A 16,764-nucleotide genomic window follows, 5' to 3' on the forward strand; every position below is an offset into this window, starting at 1 on the left:
GGTGACCGCCCCTCGTATGGCAACCGTGATGACCGTGGTGGCCGTCCCTCCGGTGACCGCCCGTCCTACGGCGACCGCCGTCCCTCGGGTGACCGTCCGTCCTACGGTGACCGTCGCCCGTCCGGTGACCGCCCCTCGTATGGCAACCGTGATGACCGTGGTGGCCGTCCCTCCGGTGACCGCCCGTCCTACGGCGACCGCCGTCCCTCGGGTGACCGTCCCTCGTACGGCAACCGCGATGACCGTGGCAGCCGCCCCTCGTACGGTGACCGTCCCTCCGGTGGTGGCTTCCGTCGTGACGACCGCCCGTCGGGTGACCGTCCCTCGTATGGCAACCGTGATGACCGTGGTGGCCGTCCCTCCGGTGACCGTCCGTCCTACGGTGACCGTCGCCCCTCGGGTGACCGCCCCTCGTACGGCAACCGGGACGACCGGCCGCGTCGTGACGACCGCCCGTCGGGTGACCGTCCCTCGTATGGCAACCGCGATGACCGTGGTGGCCGTCCGTCGTTCGGTGACCGTCCCTCCGGCGACCGGCCCTCGTACGGTGACCGTCGCCCCTCGGGCGACCGTCCGTCCTACGGCGACCGTCGTCCCTCGGGTGACCGTCCAGCGTATGGCAACCGTGACGACCGTGGTGGCCGTCCGTCGTTCGGTGACCGTCCCTCCGGCGACCGGCCCTCGTACGGTGACCGTCGCCCCTCGGGCGACCGTCCGTCCTACGGCGACCGTCGCCCGTCCGGTGACCGTCCGTCCTACGGTGACCGTCGTCCCTCGGGTGACCGCCCCTCGTATGGCAACCGTGACGACCGTGGCAGCCGCCCGTCGTACGGTGACCGTCCCTCCGGTGACCGGCCCTCGTACGGCAACCGCGACGACCGGCCCCGTCGTGACGACCGCCCGTCGGGTGACCGTCCGTCGTACGGCGACCGTGGCGGCCGTCCGTCCGGGGACCGTCCCTCGTACGGTGACCGTCGTCCCTCGGGCGACCGTCCGTCCTACGGCGACCGTGGCGGCCGTCCGTCCGGCGACCGTCCGTCCTACGGCAGCCGTGACGACCGTGGCAGCCGTCCGTCCTACGGCAACCGCGACGACCGTGGTGGCCGCCCCTCGTACGGCAGCCGGGATGACCGGCCGCGTCGTGACGAGCGGTCGGACTACGACGACCGTCGGGGCAACTTCGAGCCGGTCAAGCGGCTGCCGATCCCGGACGACGTCACCGGCTTCGAGCTCGACGGCGATGTCCGTCAGGACCTGAAGAGCCTGCCGAAGACCCTCGCGGACGATGTCGCGCGCAACCTGGTGATGGTGGCCCGGACGCTCGACACCGACCCCGAGGAGGCGTACCAGTACTCCCGCGTCGCGCTGCGGCTGGCCTCCCGGGTCGCCTCGGTCCGTGAGGCGGCGGGCTTCGCCTCGTACGTCACGCAGCGGTACGCGGAGGCGCTGACCGAGTTCCGGGCCGCCAAGCGGATGACCGGCCGGGTGGACCTGTGGCCGGTGATGGCGGACTGCGAGCGCGGTCTGAGCCGTCCGGAGCGGGCGCTGGCGATGGCCGGTGAGCCCGAGGTGAAGCAGCTGGACAAGGCCGGCCAGGTCGAGATGCGTCTGGTCGCGGCGGGTGCCCGTGGCGACATGGAGCAGTTCGAGGCCGCCGTGGTGACGCTGCAGAGCCCCGAGCTGGCGTCCAACGCCATCCACCCGTGGACCGCGCGGCTGCGGTACGCCTACGCCGAGGCGCTGATCGCGGCCGGCCGTGGCGAGGAGGCCCGTGAGTGGTTCGCCAAGGCGGCCGAGGCGGACACCGACGGGCAGACCAACGCCTCCGAGCGGCTTGCCGAGATCGACGGCCTGGAGTTCACCGATGCGCTCGACCCCGAGATGGCGGACGAGAACGGCCGTGAGATCGCGGACGTCGAGCAGGGCGCGGACGATGACGAGGACGACGAGCTCGACGAGCTGGTCGAGGACGCCTCCGACGACGTGGACGACGACCGGGACGACCGGGACGAGATCGTCGAGGAGCGCCCGCGTCGGCGGATCGCCGTGGACGACACCGGCGACGACAAGGTGATCTACGAGGACGAGGAGGACGTCGAGGAGTACTACGACGAGGACGACCTCGAGATCGACGAGGTCGACGACGTCCGGGACTCCGGCGACCGCCGCTGACACCGCAGCACCGCACACCGGAAAGGCCCCGACCGCACCAGCGGTCGGGGCCTTTCCCGTTTCTCAGCCCAGTTCGAGGCTGCGGAGCACCAGCCCGGTGGCCGGCTTCGGGCCGAAGGAGGTGGACTTCCGGGGCATCGTGACGCCCTGTTCGGCCAGCCGCCGCACCACGTTCTCCTCCACCGGATGCAGCAGGACGGCGGTGCCGCCGGTCCGGGCGGCCTCGCGTTCGGCGGCGGCCGCGGTGTGCAGGTAGCCGATGTCGTCGGGGCCGTCCGGCACCTGCCAGACGTGGTCGAGCAGGGTGGCGTGCAGCACGGTGGCGTCCAGGTGGCGCCACTCCTCCGGCTTGCCGGCCGGGACGGTGGCGGTGAGCAGGGCCTCGTCCGGCTCGGTGACCAGTCGGAAGCTCGCGTCCCCGGCGGTCAGCAGGAAGGCGTTGCCGCCCTGGCGCTTGGCGTCGGCGAGGGCCTGGAGCGCACGGTCCAGCGGACCCGGCACCTCCTTGACCTGCCAGCGGTCGCCGAGCCCGGCCAAAGCCTCGGCGAGCGGCAGCCGGTACAGCACCCGGTGGATGGCCCGGACCCGGAGCGGGTAGCGGGCGGTGTCCACCAGCAGCACCATGCCGCGGTCCCAGGGGCTGCGGGGCAGGTGGCGGTGCTCGCGCTGGAGCCGCAGGTACATCTCCCAGCGGTGGTGCCCGTCGGCGATCAGCGCCCGACAGGTCGCCAGGTCCCGGGTCACCTCGGCCAGTTCGGCCGGGTCGGTGACGGCCCAGAGCCGGTGGTGGGTGCCGTCCGAGGTGGTCGTGGTCAGCAGTGGTTCGCGCAGCACGGTGCGTTCGATCACCTGGGCGGCACCGCCGTGGCCCCGGTAGGTGAGCAGCAGCGGTTCCAGGTTGGCCTTGGTGGTGCGCATCAGGCCGACCCGGTCGGCGACCGGACGGGGCATCACGTCCTCGTGCGGCAGCACCACGCCGGCCTCCCGGCCGCTGACCGCCAGCGAGCCGATCAGTCCGCGTTGCAGCAGGCCGTCGGCGCGCTGCTCGTAGACGTACAGCGCGGCCTCCGGGTCGGGGGCGAGCACGCCCTCGCGCTGCCAGTCGGCGAGCAGCCGGGCCGCGTGCCGGTAGCGGGTGTCGCGGTCGGGGCGGTCACCGCCGCCGTCCGGTTCGGGGCGCGGCAGGATCAGCCGGACGATGTTGTGCGGGTCGGCGGTCTCCAGGTCGAGCCGCCGGTTCGGGTCCACCACGTCGTACGGCGGCGAGGTGACGGCGGCCAGGTTTCCCACCCGGTCGGGGCGGTACCGCAGGCCGCGGAACGGGGACAGGGACAGCCCCGCGGTGGCGACGTGCCCGGGGTCTCCGGGGCCGCCGCTCGGAGCTCGGGCTCCACTGTCTGCACTGGGTGTCGTCATCCTGGGCATGGTAACCGGGTATGTGCTGTTCAGTGATCACAAGCGCCCGAGACCGCTCGGAAGGTGTGTCAGATCGGGTGGCGGCGGCCGGAGGGAGCTGGGGCAGGGATGAGTGGAAGCGAAGGGGTACCCGAGGGCGGGGTCTACGACTGGTTCCGGCGCGGGGCGCAGCTGCTGGCGCAGGGGCATCCGGCGGCGGCGGTGCAGCTGCTGGCCAGGGCGGCGGACGCGGAGCCGGAGTCGCGGAGCATCCGGGAGACGCTGGCCCGGGCGCTGTTCGACGCGGGGCGGTTCCGGGAGGCGATGGAGAACTTCAGGGCGGTGGCGCTGGCCGATCCCTCCGACGACTACGCTCAGTTCGGATGGGGCGTGGCGGCGGCCCGGCTGGGTGACTTCGAGACCTCGGCCGAGCATCTCGCGCTGGCGGTCGCGATGCGTCCCGGCGCCGAGCACTACCGGGCGGCGTTGCGGCAGACCAGGGCGACCCTGGCGGCCCGGGCCGGCGCGTACGGGCCGCTCCGGCCGGGCGCCCCGGGGTACCGGGGCGAGGCAGAGCAGGACACCGGCTGACGGTGTGACAGCTGACGACTACCGAGGATGAGGTGCAGTGGGCATGACGGAGACCGCGACCGGGGCAACCGGCCAGGCACGGACCGCTCCCGGGGGCTCCGACCGCCCGCTGACCGAGGCGTACGACACCGCGCTGCTCGACCTGGACGGCGTGGTGTACGCCGGTCCGAACGCGATCGAGCACGCGGCGGACTCGCTGGCCGTCGCCCGGGACGGCGGGATGCGGTTGGCGTACGTCACCAACAACGCCTCCCGGCCGCCCCGGGTGGTGGCCGGGCACCTGACCGAGCTGGGTGTCCCGGCCGAGCCGGCCGACGTGATCAACTCCGCCCAGGCGGCGGCCCGGCTGATTGCCGAGAAGGTCCCGGCCGGCGCGAAGGTGCTGGTGGTGGGCGGTGCCGGGCTGGTCGAGGCGCTGGCCGAGCACGGCCTGGTGGCGGTCCGTTCGCTGGACGACCAGCCGCTCGCGGTGGTGCAGGGCTACGACCCGTCGGTGGGCTGGCAGCAACTCGCCGAAGCCTCCTACGCGGTCGCCTCCGGCCTGCCGTGGGTGGCCTCGAACACCGATCTCACGGTGCCGACCGCGCGCGGCATCGCGCCCGGGAACGGGACGTTGGTGGCGGCGGTCCGGACGGCCACCGGAGTGGAGCCCGAGGTGGCGGGCAAGCCGCAGCCGCCGATGCACCGGGAGACGGTGATCCGGACCGGGGCGAAGCGTCCGCTGGTGGTCGGCGACCGTCTCGACACCGACATCGAGGGCGCCTGGAACGGCGGGGTGGACAGCCTGCTGGTCTTCACCGGGGTGACCACGCCCGCGCTGCTGCTGGACGCACCGGTCGAGCACCGGCCGACGTACCTGGCGGCGGACCTGCGCGGCCTGCTGACGGCCCATCGGGCGGCGGTCGCGTTGGACGGGGGCTTCGAGTGCGGGGGCTGGCGCGCCTGGGCGGAGGACGGCGTACTGCGGCTGTCCGGCGCGGGGGAGGACCGGTACGACGGGTTGCGGGCCCTCTGCGGAGCCGCCTGGACGGCGGGTCCGGGGCTGGACGGGCGGAAGGCACTCGCGGAGCTGGGCTTCTAGCCGTTCGGCAGGTGCTCGACCGCCTACGGCGCCAGGGGCTCGGGGAACTGCGACGCCGGCCTCGGGAAAGGTGATCCGTTCAGGAGTGGTCAGGCACTTTCGCAGTGACCCCGGCGCCAGATCTCCTCGCAGTTCCCCGAGCCCCTGGGTAGTCGACGGCTGAGCGCCTGCCTCAAGCGCAGCTTGAGCCCCTGGACCGTAGAGCCGGACGCCCTGCAAAAGGTGCAGCCCCGAGCCGGCTGGTTCAGAGGAGCGTGCGCAGGCGGAGCAGGTCGCGGAAGCCGGCTTCGAGCTTGACCCGGCCGGAGGCCCAGGCGGAGGCGAAGTTGAGCTTGCCGCCGACCATGGCGACCAGGTCGTCGCTGGTCATGGTGAGGCGGATCTCGGCCTTCGCCGGAGGCGGGCCGGGGGTCTCGACCACGTCGGCGATCCGGCCGTCCCGGAGGCGGCCGGAGAAGGTCAGGTCGAGGTCGGTGATCCGGCAGGTCAGCGAGCGGTCGAGGGCGGCGGCCTGGCGTACCTCGCCGTTGGTGCCCGCGAGCTTGCGGCTGAGCTGCTCGAGTGCGCTGCGGCACTCCTCGGTGCTGGCCATTGCTGCTGATCTCCCTCGGGTGCTGCGGCTTGCTGCCCACGCTATCGCAGCGCTCGGGCCGTCCCGGCGGGGCCGGAGACGGTAGCGTCGGGTGCGAGGGTTCGCGGACGGCACGGAGGAGGTAGGCCGAGATGCTGCGGGATGCGGTGCGTGGGGTGGTCGTGGTGGCCACCGAGGTCGCCGAGGAGGCCGGCAAGCGGGTGGCCGGGCTGCTGGAGCGGTCGGGGGTGAACGTGGCGGCGCTGGAGCAGTTCCCGCCGTCGGCGAAGACCTTGCAGACGCTGGCCGAGGAGGCGGTGACGGCCGGCCGGGCCGGGGTCGACCTGGCGATCGGGGTGACTCGCAGCGAGGTGGAGAAGGTCTTCGAGAAGGTCGGCGACCAGGTGATGAAGGTCGGCGTGGTGCTGAGCTTCCTGGAGAGCCGGCTGCGCGAGGCGGAGGAACCCGTGCCGGCCCCGGCCCCGGAGGCTCGTGCGGGCGGTCTGTTCGAGGCCGGCTGGGAGGAGGAGGTCCGTCCGGCCGAATCCGAATCCGAATCCGACACCGAGCCGGAGCAGGAGCACGAGTGGGCCTGGGCGGACGAGACGCCCGAGCCGGTCGCGCCCCCGGTGAAGAAGCCGGCAGCGGTGAAGAAGGCACCCGCCGCGAAGACGACCACCGCCAGGACCGCGACGGCGAAGAAGACCACAGCGAAGAAGACCGCCGCCAAGAAGGCCGCCCCCCGGAAGCCCGCCGATGGCTGACCTCGGCGAGGAGGGATTCGTCCCCACCGGCCGCCCCGAGGTCGATGCGGTGCTGGCCCGGCTGGGCGAGCTGGACGGGGCGGAGACCGGGGCGCACGTGGCGGTGTACGAAGATGTACACCAGCGGCTCGCGGACACGCTCGCCGCTCTCGATCAGTAACAGGAGACGGAACCCCAGTGGCAGTGGCACGACGCCGACTCGACGCGGAGCTGGTCCGCCGCAAGCTGGCCCGTTCGCGTGAACACGCGAGCGAGCTGATCGCGGCGGGCCGGGTGACCGTCGGCGGCACCACCGCGACCAAGCCGGCCACCCAGGTGGAGACGGCGGCGGCCGTGGTGGTGGCGACGGACGAGAACGACCCGGACTACGTCTCGCGGGGCGGCCACAAGCTGGCCGGTGCGCTGGCGGCGTTCCTGCCGCAGGGGCTGGCGGTGGAGGGGCGCCGGGCGCTGGACGCGGGCGCCTCGACCGGTGGCTTCACGGACGTGCTGCTGCGCTCCGGGGTCGCGCACGTGCTGGCGGTGGACGTCGGGTACGGGCAGCTGGCGTGGTCGCTGCAGAGCGACGACCGGGTGACCGTGATGGACCGGACCAACGTCCGGGAGCTGACCCTGGAGCAGATCGGCGGGACGCCGGTCGACCTGGTGGTCGGGGATCTGTCGTTCATCTCGCTCGGCCTGGTGCTGCCCGCGCTGGCGCGGTGCTGTGCCGAGGACGCGGACCTGGTGCTGATGGTCAAGCCGCAGTTCGAGATCGGCAAGGAGCGGCTGGGCAGCGGCGGCGTGGTGCGCAGCCCGGAGCTGCGGGCCGAGATGGTCCGTCAGGTGGCCGCCCAGGCGTGGGCGTCGGGCCTGGGGGTGCGGGCGGTCACGGCGAGCCCGCTGCCGGGTCCTTCGGGCAACGTGGAGTACTTCCTCTGGCTGCGTCGGGACGCCGCGCAGCTCGACCCGGCCGAGGCGGACCGGGCGGTCGCGGAGGGGCCCCGATAGGGTGCGACGCAGACGTCCGGTCCATCGCGAGTGCGGTGGCCGCTCCGGGGCAACGGCGACCCGGCAGGCGTAGGGAGAGGGCAGCAGCATGAGCGAGGGACGCACGGTCTTCCTGATTGCACACACCGGTCGGGAGGCCGCGCTGCGCAGCGTCGAGGCGTTGGTGCAGGGTCTGTTGAAGGCGGGGATCAGAATCCGGCTGCTGGCGACCGAGGCGGTCGGCCTCGACCTGCCGGACGGGGTCGAGCGGGTGGACGGCGGGCCCGGCGCGGCGGACGGCTGCGAGCTGATCCTGGTCGCGGGCGGGGACGGCACGTTGCTGCGCGGGGCGGAGCTGGCCCGGGAGTCCGGGCTGCCGATGCTGGGCATCAACCTGGGCCGGGTGGGCTTCCTGGCGGAGGCCGAGCGGGACGATCTGGCGGTGGTGGTCGACCGGGTGGTGGACGCCGACTACGAGATCGAGGACCGGATGACCCTCGACGTCGTGGTGCGTACCAACGGTGATGTGCTGTACGAGGGTTGGGCGCTGAACGAGGCGTCGATCGAGAAGGCGTCCCGGGAGCGGATGCTGGAGGTGGTGACCGAGGTGGACGGCCGTCCGGTCTCCAACTTCGGCTGTGACGGGGTGGTGCTCTCCACGCCGACGGGTTCCACGGCGTACGCCTTCTCCGGCGGTGGCCCGGTGGTCTGGCCGGAGGTGGAGGCGCTGCTGATGGTGCCGATCAGCGCGCACGCGCTGTTCGCCCGGCCGCTGGTCACCTCGCCGGACTCGGTGCTGGCGGTGGAGGTGCAGCCGAAGACCCCGCACGGGGTGCTCTGGTGCGACGGCCGCCGGTCGGTCGAACTCCCGGCCGGAGCCCGGGTGGAGGTCCGCCGGGGCAGCACGCCGGTGCGGCTGGCCAGGCTGCACCGGGCGCCGTTCACCGACCGGCTGGTGGCCAAGTTCGCACTGCCGGTGACGGGTTGGCGCGGGCGCGGCGGTTGCTGACGGTGGGCTGACGGTACGTCAGACCGCCAGTGGCAGGGTGCTGTCGAGGCCGTTCCAGCGGCCGGTGGCGGCGAGTCGGGCGGTGGCGGCCAGCCGGGCGACGGCTTCGGCGGCGGCCGGGCCTGGGACGGTGAGCGGGATCCGGATGTGGTGCTCGAAGGCGCCGTCCACGCCGAACCTGGACCCGGCCGCGATCCGCACCCCGGTCTGTTCGCCGGCCTTGGCCAGCGCGCCGCCGGACAGTCCGCCGGTGCCCACCCAGAGCGCCAACCCGCCTGGGGGCAGGGCCACTTGCCAGTCGGGCAGCTGCTCGCGCAGGGCGGCGGCCAGGCCCTCGGCGCTGCTCCGCAGCCGGGCGTGCCGGTCGGCCCGGATCGCGGGCAGCGGTTCGGCGAGCATCTCGGCGGCGATCAGCTGGTCCAGCACCGGGCTGCCGATGTCGGTGTAGACCCGGTCGGTGGCCAACTGCCGGACCAGGGCGGCGTTCGCGCGGACCCAGCCGATCCGCAGGCCGCCCCAGAGGATCTTGCTGGCCGAGCCGACGGTGACCACCTGGGCGCTCCGGTCCAGTGCCGCCATCGGCCGGGGCATGGCCAAGTCGCCCCGGCCCCAGTCCAGTTCGGCCGGAGTCTCGTCCACCACCACGGTGGTGCCGGCGGCCCGGGCGGCGGCCAGCAGGGCCCGGCGCTGCTCCTCGCCCACCAGCGCGCCGGTCGGGTTGTGGAAGTCCGGGATCACGTACGCGATCCGGGGTGCCGCGCCGCGCAGCACCCGCTGCCACTCGGGCAGGTCCCACCGGGGCCCGGCGTACGGGACGGGGACCAGCCGGGCCCCGGAGCGGCGCAGCGCCTGCAGGGTGTGCGCGTAGCTGGGTGCCTCGACGGCCACCCGGTCGCCCCGGCTCAGCAGCGCGCGCCGGACCAGCTGGAGCGCGGCCATCGCGCCGGTGGTGACCAGGATCTGGTCGGCCGTGGTGGGCAGCCCGCGCTCGGTGTAGCGCCGGGCGATCGCCTCCCGCAGCACCGGGACGCCGGTCGGGAAGTTGCCGTGCCCGGCGGCGTACGCGGGCAGCTGCTCGACCGCGCGGGCGGCGGCCTCGCCGAGGAAGGGCTGCGGGGCGGGCAGTGCGGCCACCCCGAGGTCGAGGGTGCGGTCGCGCTCGTCCGGCGGCACCGGGTGCAGGGCGTCGGTGGGCGGCCGGCTGCCCTCGGGCAGGGTGGTCCAGCTGCCGGAGCCGCGGCGGCTGCGCAGGTACCCCTCGGTGCGCAGCGCCTCGTACGCGGTGGCCACGGTGGTGCGGCTGAGTTCCAGTGCCTGGGCCAGTTCGCGTTCGGCGGGCAGCCGGGCGCCGACCGGCAGGCGGCCCTCGGAGACCAGCAGCCGGACCTGCCCGGCCAGCGTCCGGTAGGCGGGCCGGCGGCCCTCGCCGTCGGGCAGCCGGGCGCCGCGGAGCAGGCGGGCCAGTGCGGGCGGGGTCACGGTGCTCTGCCACTCGGCCATCTGAATCAGTCCAGTTGAGAGGAATTGGCCCTGGTTGTCAGTCAGGTGGACTCCCCATGATGGCAGGGCGGCCACCGAGCCGCCAGGGGCGCCGCTCCGGCCCACCGGACACCCCTGGCCCCACTGCTTCGGAAGGAGCCACCGATGGCCACCCTCTCCTCCGCCGTCCCCCGGACCAGCTGGAGCACCGACCGGCTGGGCCGTCGGCTGCCCCAACTCCTGTTCGGCCTCTGGCTCTATGGCACCAGCCTGGGCGTGATGGTGCGGGCCGGCCTGGGCGTCAACCCCTGGGACGTGCTGAACCAGGGCATGGTGCACCACTTCGGCCTGACCATCGGCAACTGGGTCACCATCATCGGCGCGCTGGTGCTGCTGCTCTGGATACCGCTCCGGCAGGTCCCCGGCATCGGCACGGTCGGCAACGTGCTGATCCTCGGGGTCGCGATGGACCTCACCCTCGGCGTGCTGGACACGCCCGGGAACTGGCCCGCCCGGATCGCCCTGCTGGCCGGCGGCATCCTGCTCAACGGCCTGGCCACCGGCCTCTACATCGGCGCCCGGCTCGGCCCCGGCCCCCGGGACGGGCTGATGACCGGTCTGCAGCGCAGGACCGGCCGCTCGGTCCGGCTGATCCGGACCGGCATCGAGCTGACCGTGCTGGCCGTCGGCGTCCTGCTCGGCGGCACGGTGGGCGTCGGCACCGTCGCGTACGCGCTGGCGATCGGGCCGCTGGCCCAGTTCTTCCTGCGCTGGTGCACCGTCCCGGAAACCCGCTAGCAGTACGGCCGACCACCCCGGCGACATCACTCGCACAGCGCCCGAAAGGGATGAACTTGCCCGTGCGGGGCCGCCGCTCGTCGCGCGGCGGGGCCGGAACCTCGTAAGGTCGTCTCCGTGTTGGACGAGATGCGGATACGGGATCTTGGCGTCATCGACGACGCGGTGGTCGAACTTGCCCCTGGCTTCACCGCCGTCACCGGTGAGACCGGGGCGGGCAAGACCATGGTGGTGACCAGCCTCGGGCTGCTGCTGGGCGGCCGGGCCGACCCGGCGCTGGTGCGGCGCGGCGCGGACCGGGCCGTGGTCGAGGGGCGGCTCTCGCTGCCGCCCGGCTCCGCGGTGCTGGAGCGGGCCCTGGAGGCCGGGGCCGAGCTGGACGACGGCGCGCTGCTGATCAGCCGCACCGTCTCGGCGGAGGGCCGCTCGCGGGCCCACGTCGGCGGCCGGTCGGTCCCGGTCGGCCTGCTGGCCGAGCTGGGCGAGGACCTGGTGGCCGTGCACGGCCAGACCGACCAGCAGCGGCTGCTCCGGCCGTCCCGGCAGCGCGGCGCGCTGGACCGGTACGCGGGCGCCGCCGTGGCCGGGCCGCTGGCCCGCTACCGGGAGACCTACCGGGCCCTGCGCGAGGTGGCCGCCACCCTGGACGAGCTGACCGTGCGGGCCCGGGAGCGGGCCCAGGAGGCCGACCTGCTCCGGTTCGGCCTGGACGAGGTCGCCGCCGCCGAACCGGTCGCCGGGGAGGACACCGAGCTGGCCGCCGAGGCCGAGCGGCTCGGCCACGCCGACGCGCTCTCCTCCGCCGCCACCCTGGCGCACGCCGCCCTGGCCGGGCACCCGAGCGACCCCGAGGCGGTGGACGCCGGCACCCTGGTGGCCCAGGCCCGCCGCGCGGTGGACGGCGTCCGCCAGCACGACGAGCGGCTGGCCGGGCTGGCCGACCGGCTGAACGAGGTCGGCTACCTGCTGGCCGACGTGGCCCAGGACCTGGCCGGCTACGCCGACGACCTGGACGCCGACCCGGTCCGGCTGGCTGCGGTCGAGGAGCGCCGCTCGGTGCTGGCCCAGCTGCTGCGCAAGTACGGCGGTCCGGAGAACACCCTGGCCGAGGTGCTGGCCTGGGCCGAGGCCGGCTCCGCCCGGCTGTCGGAGCTGGACGGCGACGACGACCGGATCGAGCAGCTGACGGAGCGGCAGGACACCCTGCGTCAGCAGCTGACCACCCTGGCGGCCGAGGTCTCCGCGGCCAGGCAGGCTGCGGCCGGCCGGTTCGCCGAGGCGGTCTCCGCCGAGTTGGCCGAGCTGGCCATGCCGCACGCCCGGGTCACCTTCGACCTGTCCAGGACCGACGACCCGGCCGGGCTGGCGCTGGACGGCCGGACGGTCGCCTTCGGTTCGCACGGCGTCGACGAGGTCGAGGTGCTGCTCGCCCCGCACCCCGGCGCCTCGCCGCGCCCGATCGCCAAGGGCGCCTCGGGCGGTGAGCTGTCCCGGGTGATGCTGGCCGTCGAGGTGGTGTTCGCGGGCGCCGACCCGGTGCCCACCTACCTCTTCGACGAGGTGGACGCGGGGGTCGGCGGCAAGGCCGCGGTCGAGATCGGCCGCCGGCTGGCCAAGCTCGCCGAGACCGCCCAGGTCGTCGTGGTCACCCACCTCCCGCAGGTGGCGGCCTTCGCCGACCGGCACCTGGTGGTGGAGAAGACCCATGACGGCACGGTGACCCGCAGCGGCGTCAAGGTGCTCTCCGACGAGCAGCGGGTACGCGAACTCTCCCGGATGCTGGCGGGCTTGGAGGACTCCGAGCTCGGCCGGGCGCACGCGGAGGAGCTGCTGGCCACCGCTCGCGCACCCCGGCTCGGTTGACCGCTCGGCGGGCGCGCCGCCGGGGTGGGCCCCCGACACGTAGGGGTGCCGACTGTCCAAGAGGGCGCCGGACCTGGCAAGGTGGCCGCTGGACACTGACTGACCAGTTCATGATCGAGTCGGAGCGAGACGACGTGGACCCTTTCGCCACCAGGGCCGGCAAAGGCACCGAACCGGGGCAACTGCACGTGGTGCTGGTGCTCTCCGCGGCCAGCGGGGGCGTCGGCGCCCACGTGCGTTCGCTGGCCCAGGGCCTGGTCGCGCACGGCGTGGCCGTGACCGTCTGCGCCCCCGGCGGCACCGACGCGCTGTTCGGGTTCTCCCGCACCGGCGCCCGGTTCCACCTGGTGGACATCACCCCCACCTCGGGGGCCCGCAGCGACGCCACCGCGATCGGTGAGCTCCGGCGCGCCTTCACCGGCGCCGACATCGTGCACGCGCACGGCCTGCGGGCCGGGCTGCTGGCCGACCTGGCGCTGCGCACCGCGGGCCGGTTCCCCGGCCTGCGCCCGGAGACCCCGCTGGTGGTGACGTCCCATCACGCGATGCTCGCCACCGGACTCGACCGCCGGCTGCAGCGCCTGATGGAGCGTCGGGTGGCCCGCTCGGCCGACCTGGTGCTCGGCGCCTCCTCCGACCTGGTCGCCCGGGCCCGCGAACTCGGCGCCACCGACGCCCGGCTCGGCCCGGTCGCCGCCCCGCCGATGCCGGCCGGCGGCCTGGACCGGGCGGCGGCCCGGGCCGCCCTGCTGCACGGCTCCGCCGAGCGGCCGGTGGTGCTCGCGGTCGGGCGGCTGGTCCAGCAGAAGTCCTTCGGCCTGCTGCTGGACGCCGTCCGGTACGGCCTCGGCGACGGCGACCCGCTGGTGGTGATCGCCGGTGAGGGCCCCGAGGAGGACGCGCTGCGCGAGCGGATCGCCGCCGAGAAGCTCCCGGTCGAGCTGCTCGGCTACCGCACCGACGTGCCCGACCTGCTCGCGGCGGCCGACCTGGTGGTGGTCAGCAGCCGCTGGGAGGCCCGCTCACTGGTCGTCCAGGAGGCGATGCGGGCGGGGGTCCCGGTGATCTCCACCGCGGTCGGCGGCGTCCCCGAACTGGTCGGCGAGGCGGCGCTGCTGGTGCCCTACGGCGACCCCGCCGCGCTCGCCGGGGCCGTCCGCGAGCTGCTCGCCGACCCCGAGCGCCGCAGCACCCTGGCCGCGGCCGGCCGGCTCCAGGCCGAGACCTGGCCCGACGAAGCCGCCACCGTGGCCCAGGTCCTCAGCACCTACGACGAACTCGTCCAGCGCCCCTGACCTTTTGCAGGGCGCCCAGTTGGCACACGCCAGGGGCTCGGGGAACTGCGAGGAGATCTGGCGCCGGGGTCACCGCGAAAGTGCCTGACCACCTACGCGACGATCACCTTGCAAAGGTCGGCGTCGCAGTTCTGCGTTCCCGGTCAGAGCAATAGGTTATGTGAGCAGGTCACGAGCCGTCGAGGACCACGTGGCACAACGGCAAGGGCCCCGTCCAGCTCACGGCTGGACGAGGCCCTGCGGGGTTCTCATGAGACAGGGTTGCAGCGCCTCTAGCTGGCCTGCCCTTGCTCTTCCCAGCGGGTGACCCAAAGTGGCACCACGCGGACCGTAGCGGGGCACGGGAGGATCGGTGCGGGTTCCTGCTGTTGCTCCGGCAGGCGGGCGACGCGACCCCGAACGAGCGCGTTGTCCTCCCCAGACAGGGGCCGCGTCCGCTCGGCCACGTGGGGCGGTACCGGCAGGACCGTGAAGCTTCCAGGCTGGAGTGCGCGGATGCTCACGGGCTCGGTACGCGGGCCCTGGGCACGGTGTCGACCCTGGTACTGATCAGGGGCACTGGAGATCATCCAGGCAGCTACGAAGGCCAAGGCAAGGCAAGTGGCCCAGGCGAATGCCCAGGCAGTAAAGTTCGTCACGTCGTCGCTCCCAAAAGCGTCGGCCACGCCCCGGGAGTGTTGACGCACTCGCCGGGGTCTCTGTTTGGTTGTGGGTCGAACCGTAAGTGGACGGTCGGTGATCTGTCTAGCCGTCAGGTTGGCTGACAGGCCGAAGCCCCATCCGGGCGACCCCGGACGGGGCAACTCGCATCAGCACCAAGCAAATTAGGCGGCCACGGCCTCGACGCGAGCCCTCAGTCGGTCGTCGGCGATGCTTCCGATCGGTCGCCACGTGTAGCCGCTGACTTCCTCCTCCTGGAGGGTCACAAGCTCACTTCCGGACGTACGGAACACGAACCGGAAGTCCACGTGGAAGTGGTCCGGCTCTCCCTTGGCCGGGTTCTCAGGGATCGGGTGTACGTCGACGTGTACGGGTCCGCTTCCGACCAACGTCACGGCTTCGGCGGGGATGCCTGCTTCCTCGGTCAGTTCACGCAGTGCGGCGTCGCTCAGCGTGGCGTCCTCGGCTTCAAGGTGCCCACCGGGCGTCAGCCACTTGTCAAGCGCCACGTGATGAATGAAGAGCACATGCCGGTGTTCATTGACCAGGACGGCCCCTGCCGTGACGTGGCCCCGGAACTCCTTGCGACTGGTCAGTTCGGCACCAGAGTCCAGCAAGGACAGCGGCAACGCCAAGTCGGCCTTGTCGTACGGGTGTTCGTCAAGGTAGGCCGTCAGCGTGGCGCGGATGTGGTCGGCTGTGATGGTCATGGGATCACCTGTTGTAGTAGTTGAGCCAGGTAGCCGCGATGGCGGCTCGATCCTTCGCTGGTACCTCATGCATGCCGGGGTCAAGGTCACCCCGGGCAAGCATGCGGATGCCCGCCAGGATCTCCGCCTGAACAAGGAAGATGAACGGTCCAACGCTAGCGCCGTGAAGGAAGTTGACGGCATTTCCGTTGTTCATCAGATAGAAGTAGTGCCCCGTCGTACTGAACCGCGTGACGCTGTCGCCGGAGCTGGTCCGGGTGTACCCATCGGGCAAGCCGTCTAGCTCCAACTCGTCTTCGCTGCTGGTGACCGTCGCGACGTACGCTCCGTTGTGGAGCTGCGGGAAGTCCTCCCCTCGTAAGGCCAGTGCTCCCGTGGCACAGAGCACCAGGCCCGCCCGCCGGATGGCCCTGTCACGGTCCTGTGCGACCGCAAAGCCCTGGGAGAGCGCCTGGGCCCTCCGCACAGGGTCAATGTCGTACACCGTGACCTGAACTCCCTTGGCGTGCAACAGCCTTGCGATACTTGAGCCCAACTTGCCGAAGCCAATCACCAGCGCCCGCCGGCCGGGCAGGATGTCTCCTCGCCCCCTCATCAGCGCTTCGGTGCTGAATACGACGGACTGACCGACTAGGTAGTCCTCAGGGTCCTTGAGTGGCGAGCGGGCAACTGACAGCACCGGGCAAGCAGGCTTGGGGAGTTCGGTGTACCTCTGGTGGCCGTTCTCGGTGTCTTCGATCACTCCGAGAATCCGGCCAGAGAACCGGTCGCAGAGCACGTCCAGCGACGGGGCGAAGTAGCCACCTACGTCCAGCAGCACTACGTCTTCCCCGGCGGCTCGGGTCTCCAGGTAAGTCAGGGCCGTGGCCGGGTCTGCGAAGAGATCGCGGGACAGCTCATCAACCGGGGTGTGCTGCTCGACCTCACGCCGGGCCCCGGGGTCGATGCTCTTGGGCTTCGGCAGCACAGCACGCAGCTCTGCCAGCGCTGCCACCGACCGCACGAACGACGGCCGCTCGGGGAGAAGGTGCGTCACCAAGAACGCCGACGGGCGAACCTCCGGGATGAACTGACCCGCGATTTTGGCGAAGTACGTGTCAAGGCGTGCACGCTCCGAGGTCTCCACTGGACACCCCTCCTTGTCTCCGTTGTGGTTGTTCCAGCTCCCGACTCGGCGCAGGAGCCATCGTGCTGATCAGGACTGCCTATCCGGGCAGTTCTCGGCCCCACAGCAGCAGAACGGCCAGTCGCCAGGCACACCCCGGCCCGTGACTCGCGCGGACACCTTCGGGTCGTAGTCGTTCAAGGGGGCGCTCGCGGGCTTCTGCTTGCGCCGCTCAGCCCTGTACTGGTCATAGCTCTGCGCCTGGTGCAGCCTCTGCACATCGCCGCGCTGGGTAGCCGCGT

Annotated in this window: 15 protein-coding genes; 10 read left to right on the forward strand and 5 right to left on the reverse strand. The window is 72.9% G+C overall.

From position 1 onward, the window contains the following. The first annotated feature begins 1,197 nt into the window (after window positions 1–1,197). Window positions 1,198–2,172, forward strand: a complete 975-nt coding sequence (locus tag ACIRPK_RS22675; protein ID WP_403041173.1) for a tetratricopeptide repeat protein — start codon at window positions 1,198–1,200, stop codon at window positions 2,170–2,172. Window positions 2,173–2,235: 63 nt separating this feature from the next. Here the strand turns inward: ACIRPK_RS22675 and ACIRPK_RS22680 are convergent, their stop codons facing one another. Continuing rightward, window positions 2,236–3,588: a DUF1015 family protein gene (locus ACIRPK_RS22680; RefSeq protein ID WP_403041092.1), complete on the reverse strand. Its 1,353-nt coding sequence runs from the start codon at window positions 3,586–3,588 to the stop codon at window positions 2,236–2,238. 108 nt (window positions 3,589–3,696) lie between these two features. Here ACIRPK_RS22680 and ACIRPK_RS22685 point away from each other — a divergent pair, with 108 nt between their 5' ends. Further along, window positions 3,697–4,158 carry a tetratricopeptide repeat protein gene (locus tag ACIRPK_RS22685; protein ID WP_403041093.1) on the forward strand — a complete coding sequence of 154 codons (462 nt, stop codon included), beginning with the start codon at window positions 3,697–3,699 and terminating at the stop codon, window positions 4,156–4,158. Between the two features lie 43 nt (window positions 4,159–4,201). Next, complete coding sequence (locus ACIRPK_RS22690) at window positions 4,202–5,239, forward strand: HAD-IIA family hydrolase (protein ID WP_403041094.1); 1,038 nt, start codon at window positions 4,202–4,204, stop codon at window positions 5,237–5,239. 244 nt (window positions 5,240–5,483) lie between these two features. Here the strand turns inward: ACIRPK_RS22690 and ACIRPK_RS22695 are convergent, their stop codons facing one another. After that, window positions 5,484–5,831: an SCP2 sterol-binding domain-containing protein gene (locus tag ACIRPK_RS22695; protein ID WP_403041095.1), complete on the reverse strand. Its 348-nt coding sequence runs from the start codon at window positions 5,829–5,831 to the stop codon at window positions 5,484–5,486. Between the two features lie 131 nt (window positions 5,832–5,962). Here ACIRPK_RS22695 and ACIRPK_RS22700 point away from each other — a divergent pair, with 131 nt between their 5' ends. From ACIRPK_RS22700 to ACIRPK_RS22715, 4 genes are all read left to right on the forward strand, one after another. Next, on the forward strand, window positions 5,963–6,574 hold the full coding sequence (locus tag ACIRPK_RS22700; RefSeq protein ID WP_403041096.1) for a hypothetical protein: 612 nt from the start codon (window positions 5,963–5,965) through the stop codon (window positions 6,572–6,574). After that, window positions 6,567–6,734, forward strand: a complete 168-nt coding sequence (locus ACIRPK_RS22705; RefSeq protein ID WP_403041097.1) for a hypothetical protein — start codon at window positions 6,567–6,569, stop codon at window positions 6,732–6,734. Before ACIRPK_RS22700 ends, ACIRPK_RS22705 begins: the two co-directional genes overlap by 8 nt. A gap of 23 nt (window positions 6,735–6,757) precedes the next feature. Continuing rightward, window positions 6,758–7,564 carry a TlyA family RNA methyltransferase gene (locus ACIRPK_RS22710; RefSeq protein WP_403041174.1) on the forward strand — a complete coding sequence of 269 codons (807 nt, stop codon included), beginning with the start codon at window positions 6,758–6,760 and terminating at the stop codon, window positions 7,562–7,564. A gap of 88 nt (window positions 7,565–7,652) precedes the next feature. Next, a complete protein-coding gene (locus ACIRPK_RS22715) occupies window positions 7,653–8,552 on the forward strand; it encodes an NAD kinase (RefSeq protein ID WP_403041098.1) in 900 nt (299 codons plus the stop codon). Window positions 8,553–8,570: 18 nt separating this feature from the next. Here ACIRPK_RS22715 and ACIRPK_RS22720 read toward each other — a convergent pair whose 3' ends face one another. After that, window positions 8,571–10,052 carry a PLP-dependent aminotransferase family protein gene (locus tag ACIRPK_RS22720; protein ID WP_403041099.1) on the reverse strand — a complete coding sequence of 494 codons (1,482 nt, stop codon included), beginning with the start codon at window positions 10,050–10,052 and terminating at the stop codon, window positions 8,571–8,573. A 144-nt stretch (window positions 10,053–10,196) separates the two neighbouring features. Between ACIRPK_RS22720 and ACIRPK_RS22725 the strand changes: the two genes are divergently transcribed. From ACIRPK_RS22725 to ACIRPK_RS22735, 3 genes are all read left to right on the forward strand, one after another. Continuing rightward, window positions 10,197–10,829, forward strand: a complete 633-nt coding sequence (locus ACIRPK_RS22725; protein ID WP_403041100.1) for a YitT family protein — start codon at window positions 10,197–10,199, stop codon at window positions 10,827–10,829. A 129-nt stretch (window positions 10,830–10,958) separates the two neighbouring features. Continuing rightward, window positions 10,959–12,692, forward strand: coding sequence for a DNA repair protein RecN (recN, locus tag ACIRPK_RS22730; protein ID WP_403041175.1), 1,734 nt, complete (start codon window positions 10,959–10,961; stop codon window positions 12,690–12,692). Window positions 12,693–12,826: 134 nt separating this feature from the next. Continuing rightward, window positions 12,827–13,987 carry a glycosyltransferase family 4 protein gene (locus ACIRPK_RS22735; protein WP_403041101.1) on the forward strand — a complete coding sequence of 387 codons (1,161 nt, stop codon included), beginning with the start codon at window positions 12,827–12,829 and terminating at the stop codon, window positions 13,985–13,987. A gap of 824 nt (window positions 13,988–14,811) precedes the next feature. Here ACIRPK_RS22735 and ACIRPK_RS22740 read toward each other — a convergent pair. Together ACIRPK_RS22740 and ACIRPK_RS22745 are read right to left on the reverse strand one after the other, a co-directional pair. Next, window positions 14,812–15,357: an NUDIX hydrolase gene (locus tag ACIRPK_RS22740; protein WP_403041102.1), complete on the reverse strand. Its 546-nt coding sequence runs from the start codon at window positions 15,355–15,357 to the stop codon at window positions 14,812–14,814. A gap of 4 nt (window positions 15,358–15,361) precedes the next feature. After that, window positions 15,362–16,483 (reverse strand): adenosylhomocysteinase, encoded by a 1,122-nt coding sequence (locus ACIRPK_RS22745; protein ID WP_403041103.1) that lies wholly within the window; start codon window positions 16,481–16,483, stop codon window positions 15,362–15,364. Window positions 16,484–16,764: the final 281 nt, after the last annotated feature.

This window comes from Kitasatospora sp. NPDC101801, assembly GCF_044766665.1.
Classification (GTDB): domain Bacteria; phylum Actinomycetota; class Actinomycetes; order Streptomycetales; family Streptomycetaceae; genus Kitasatospora.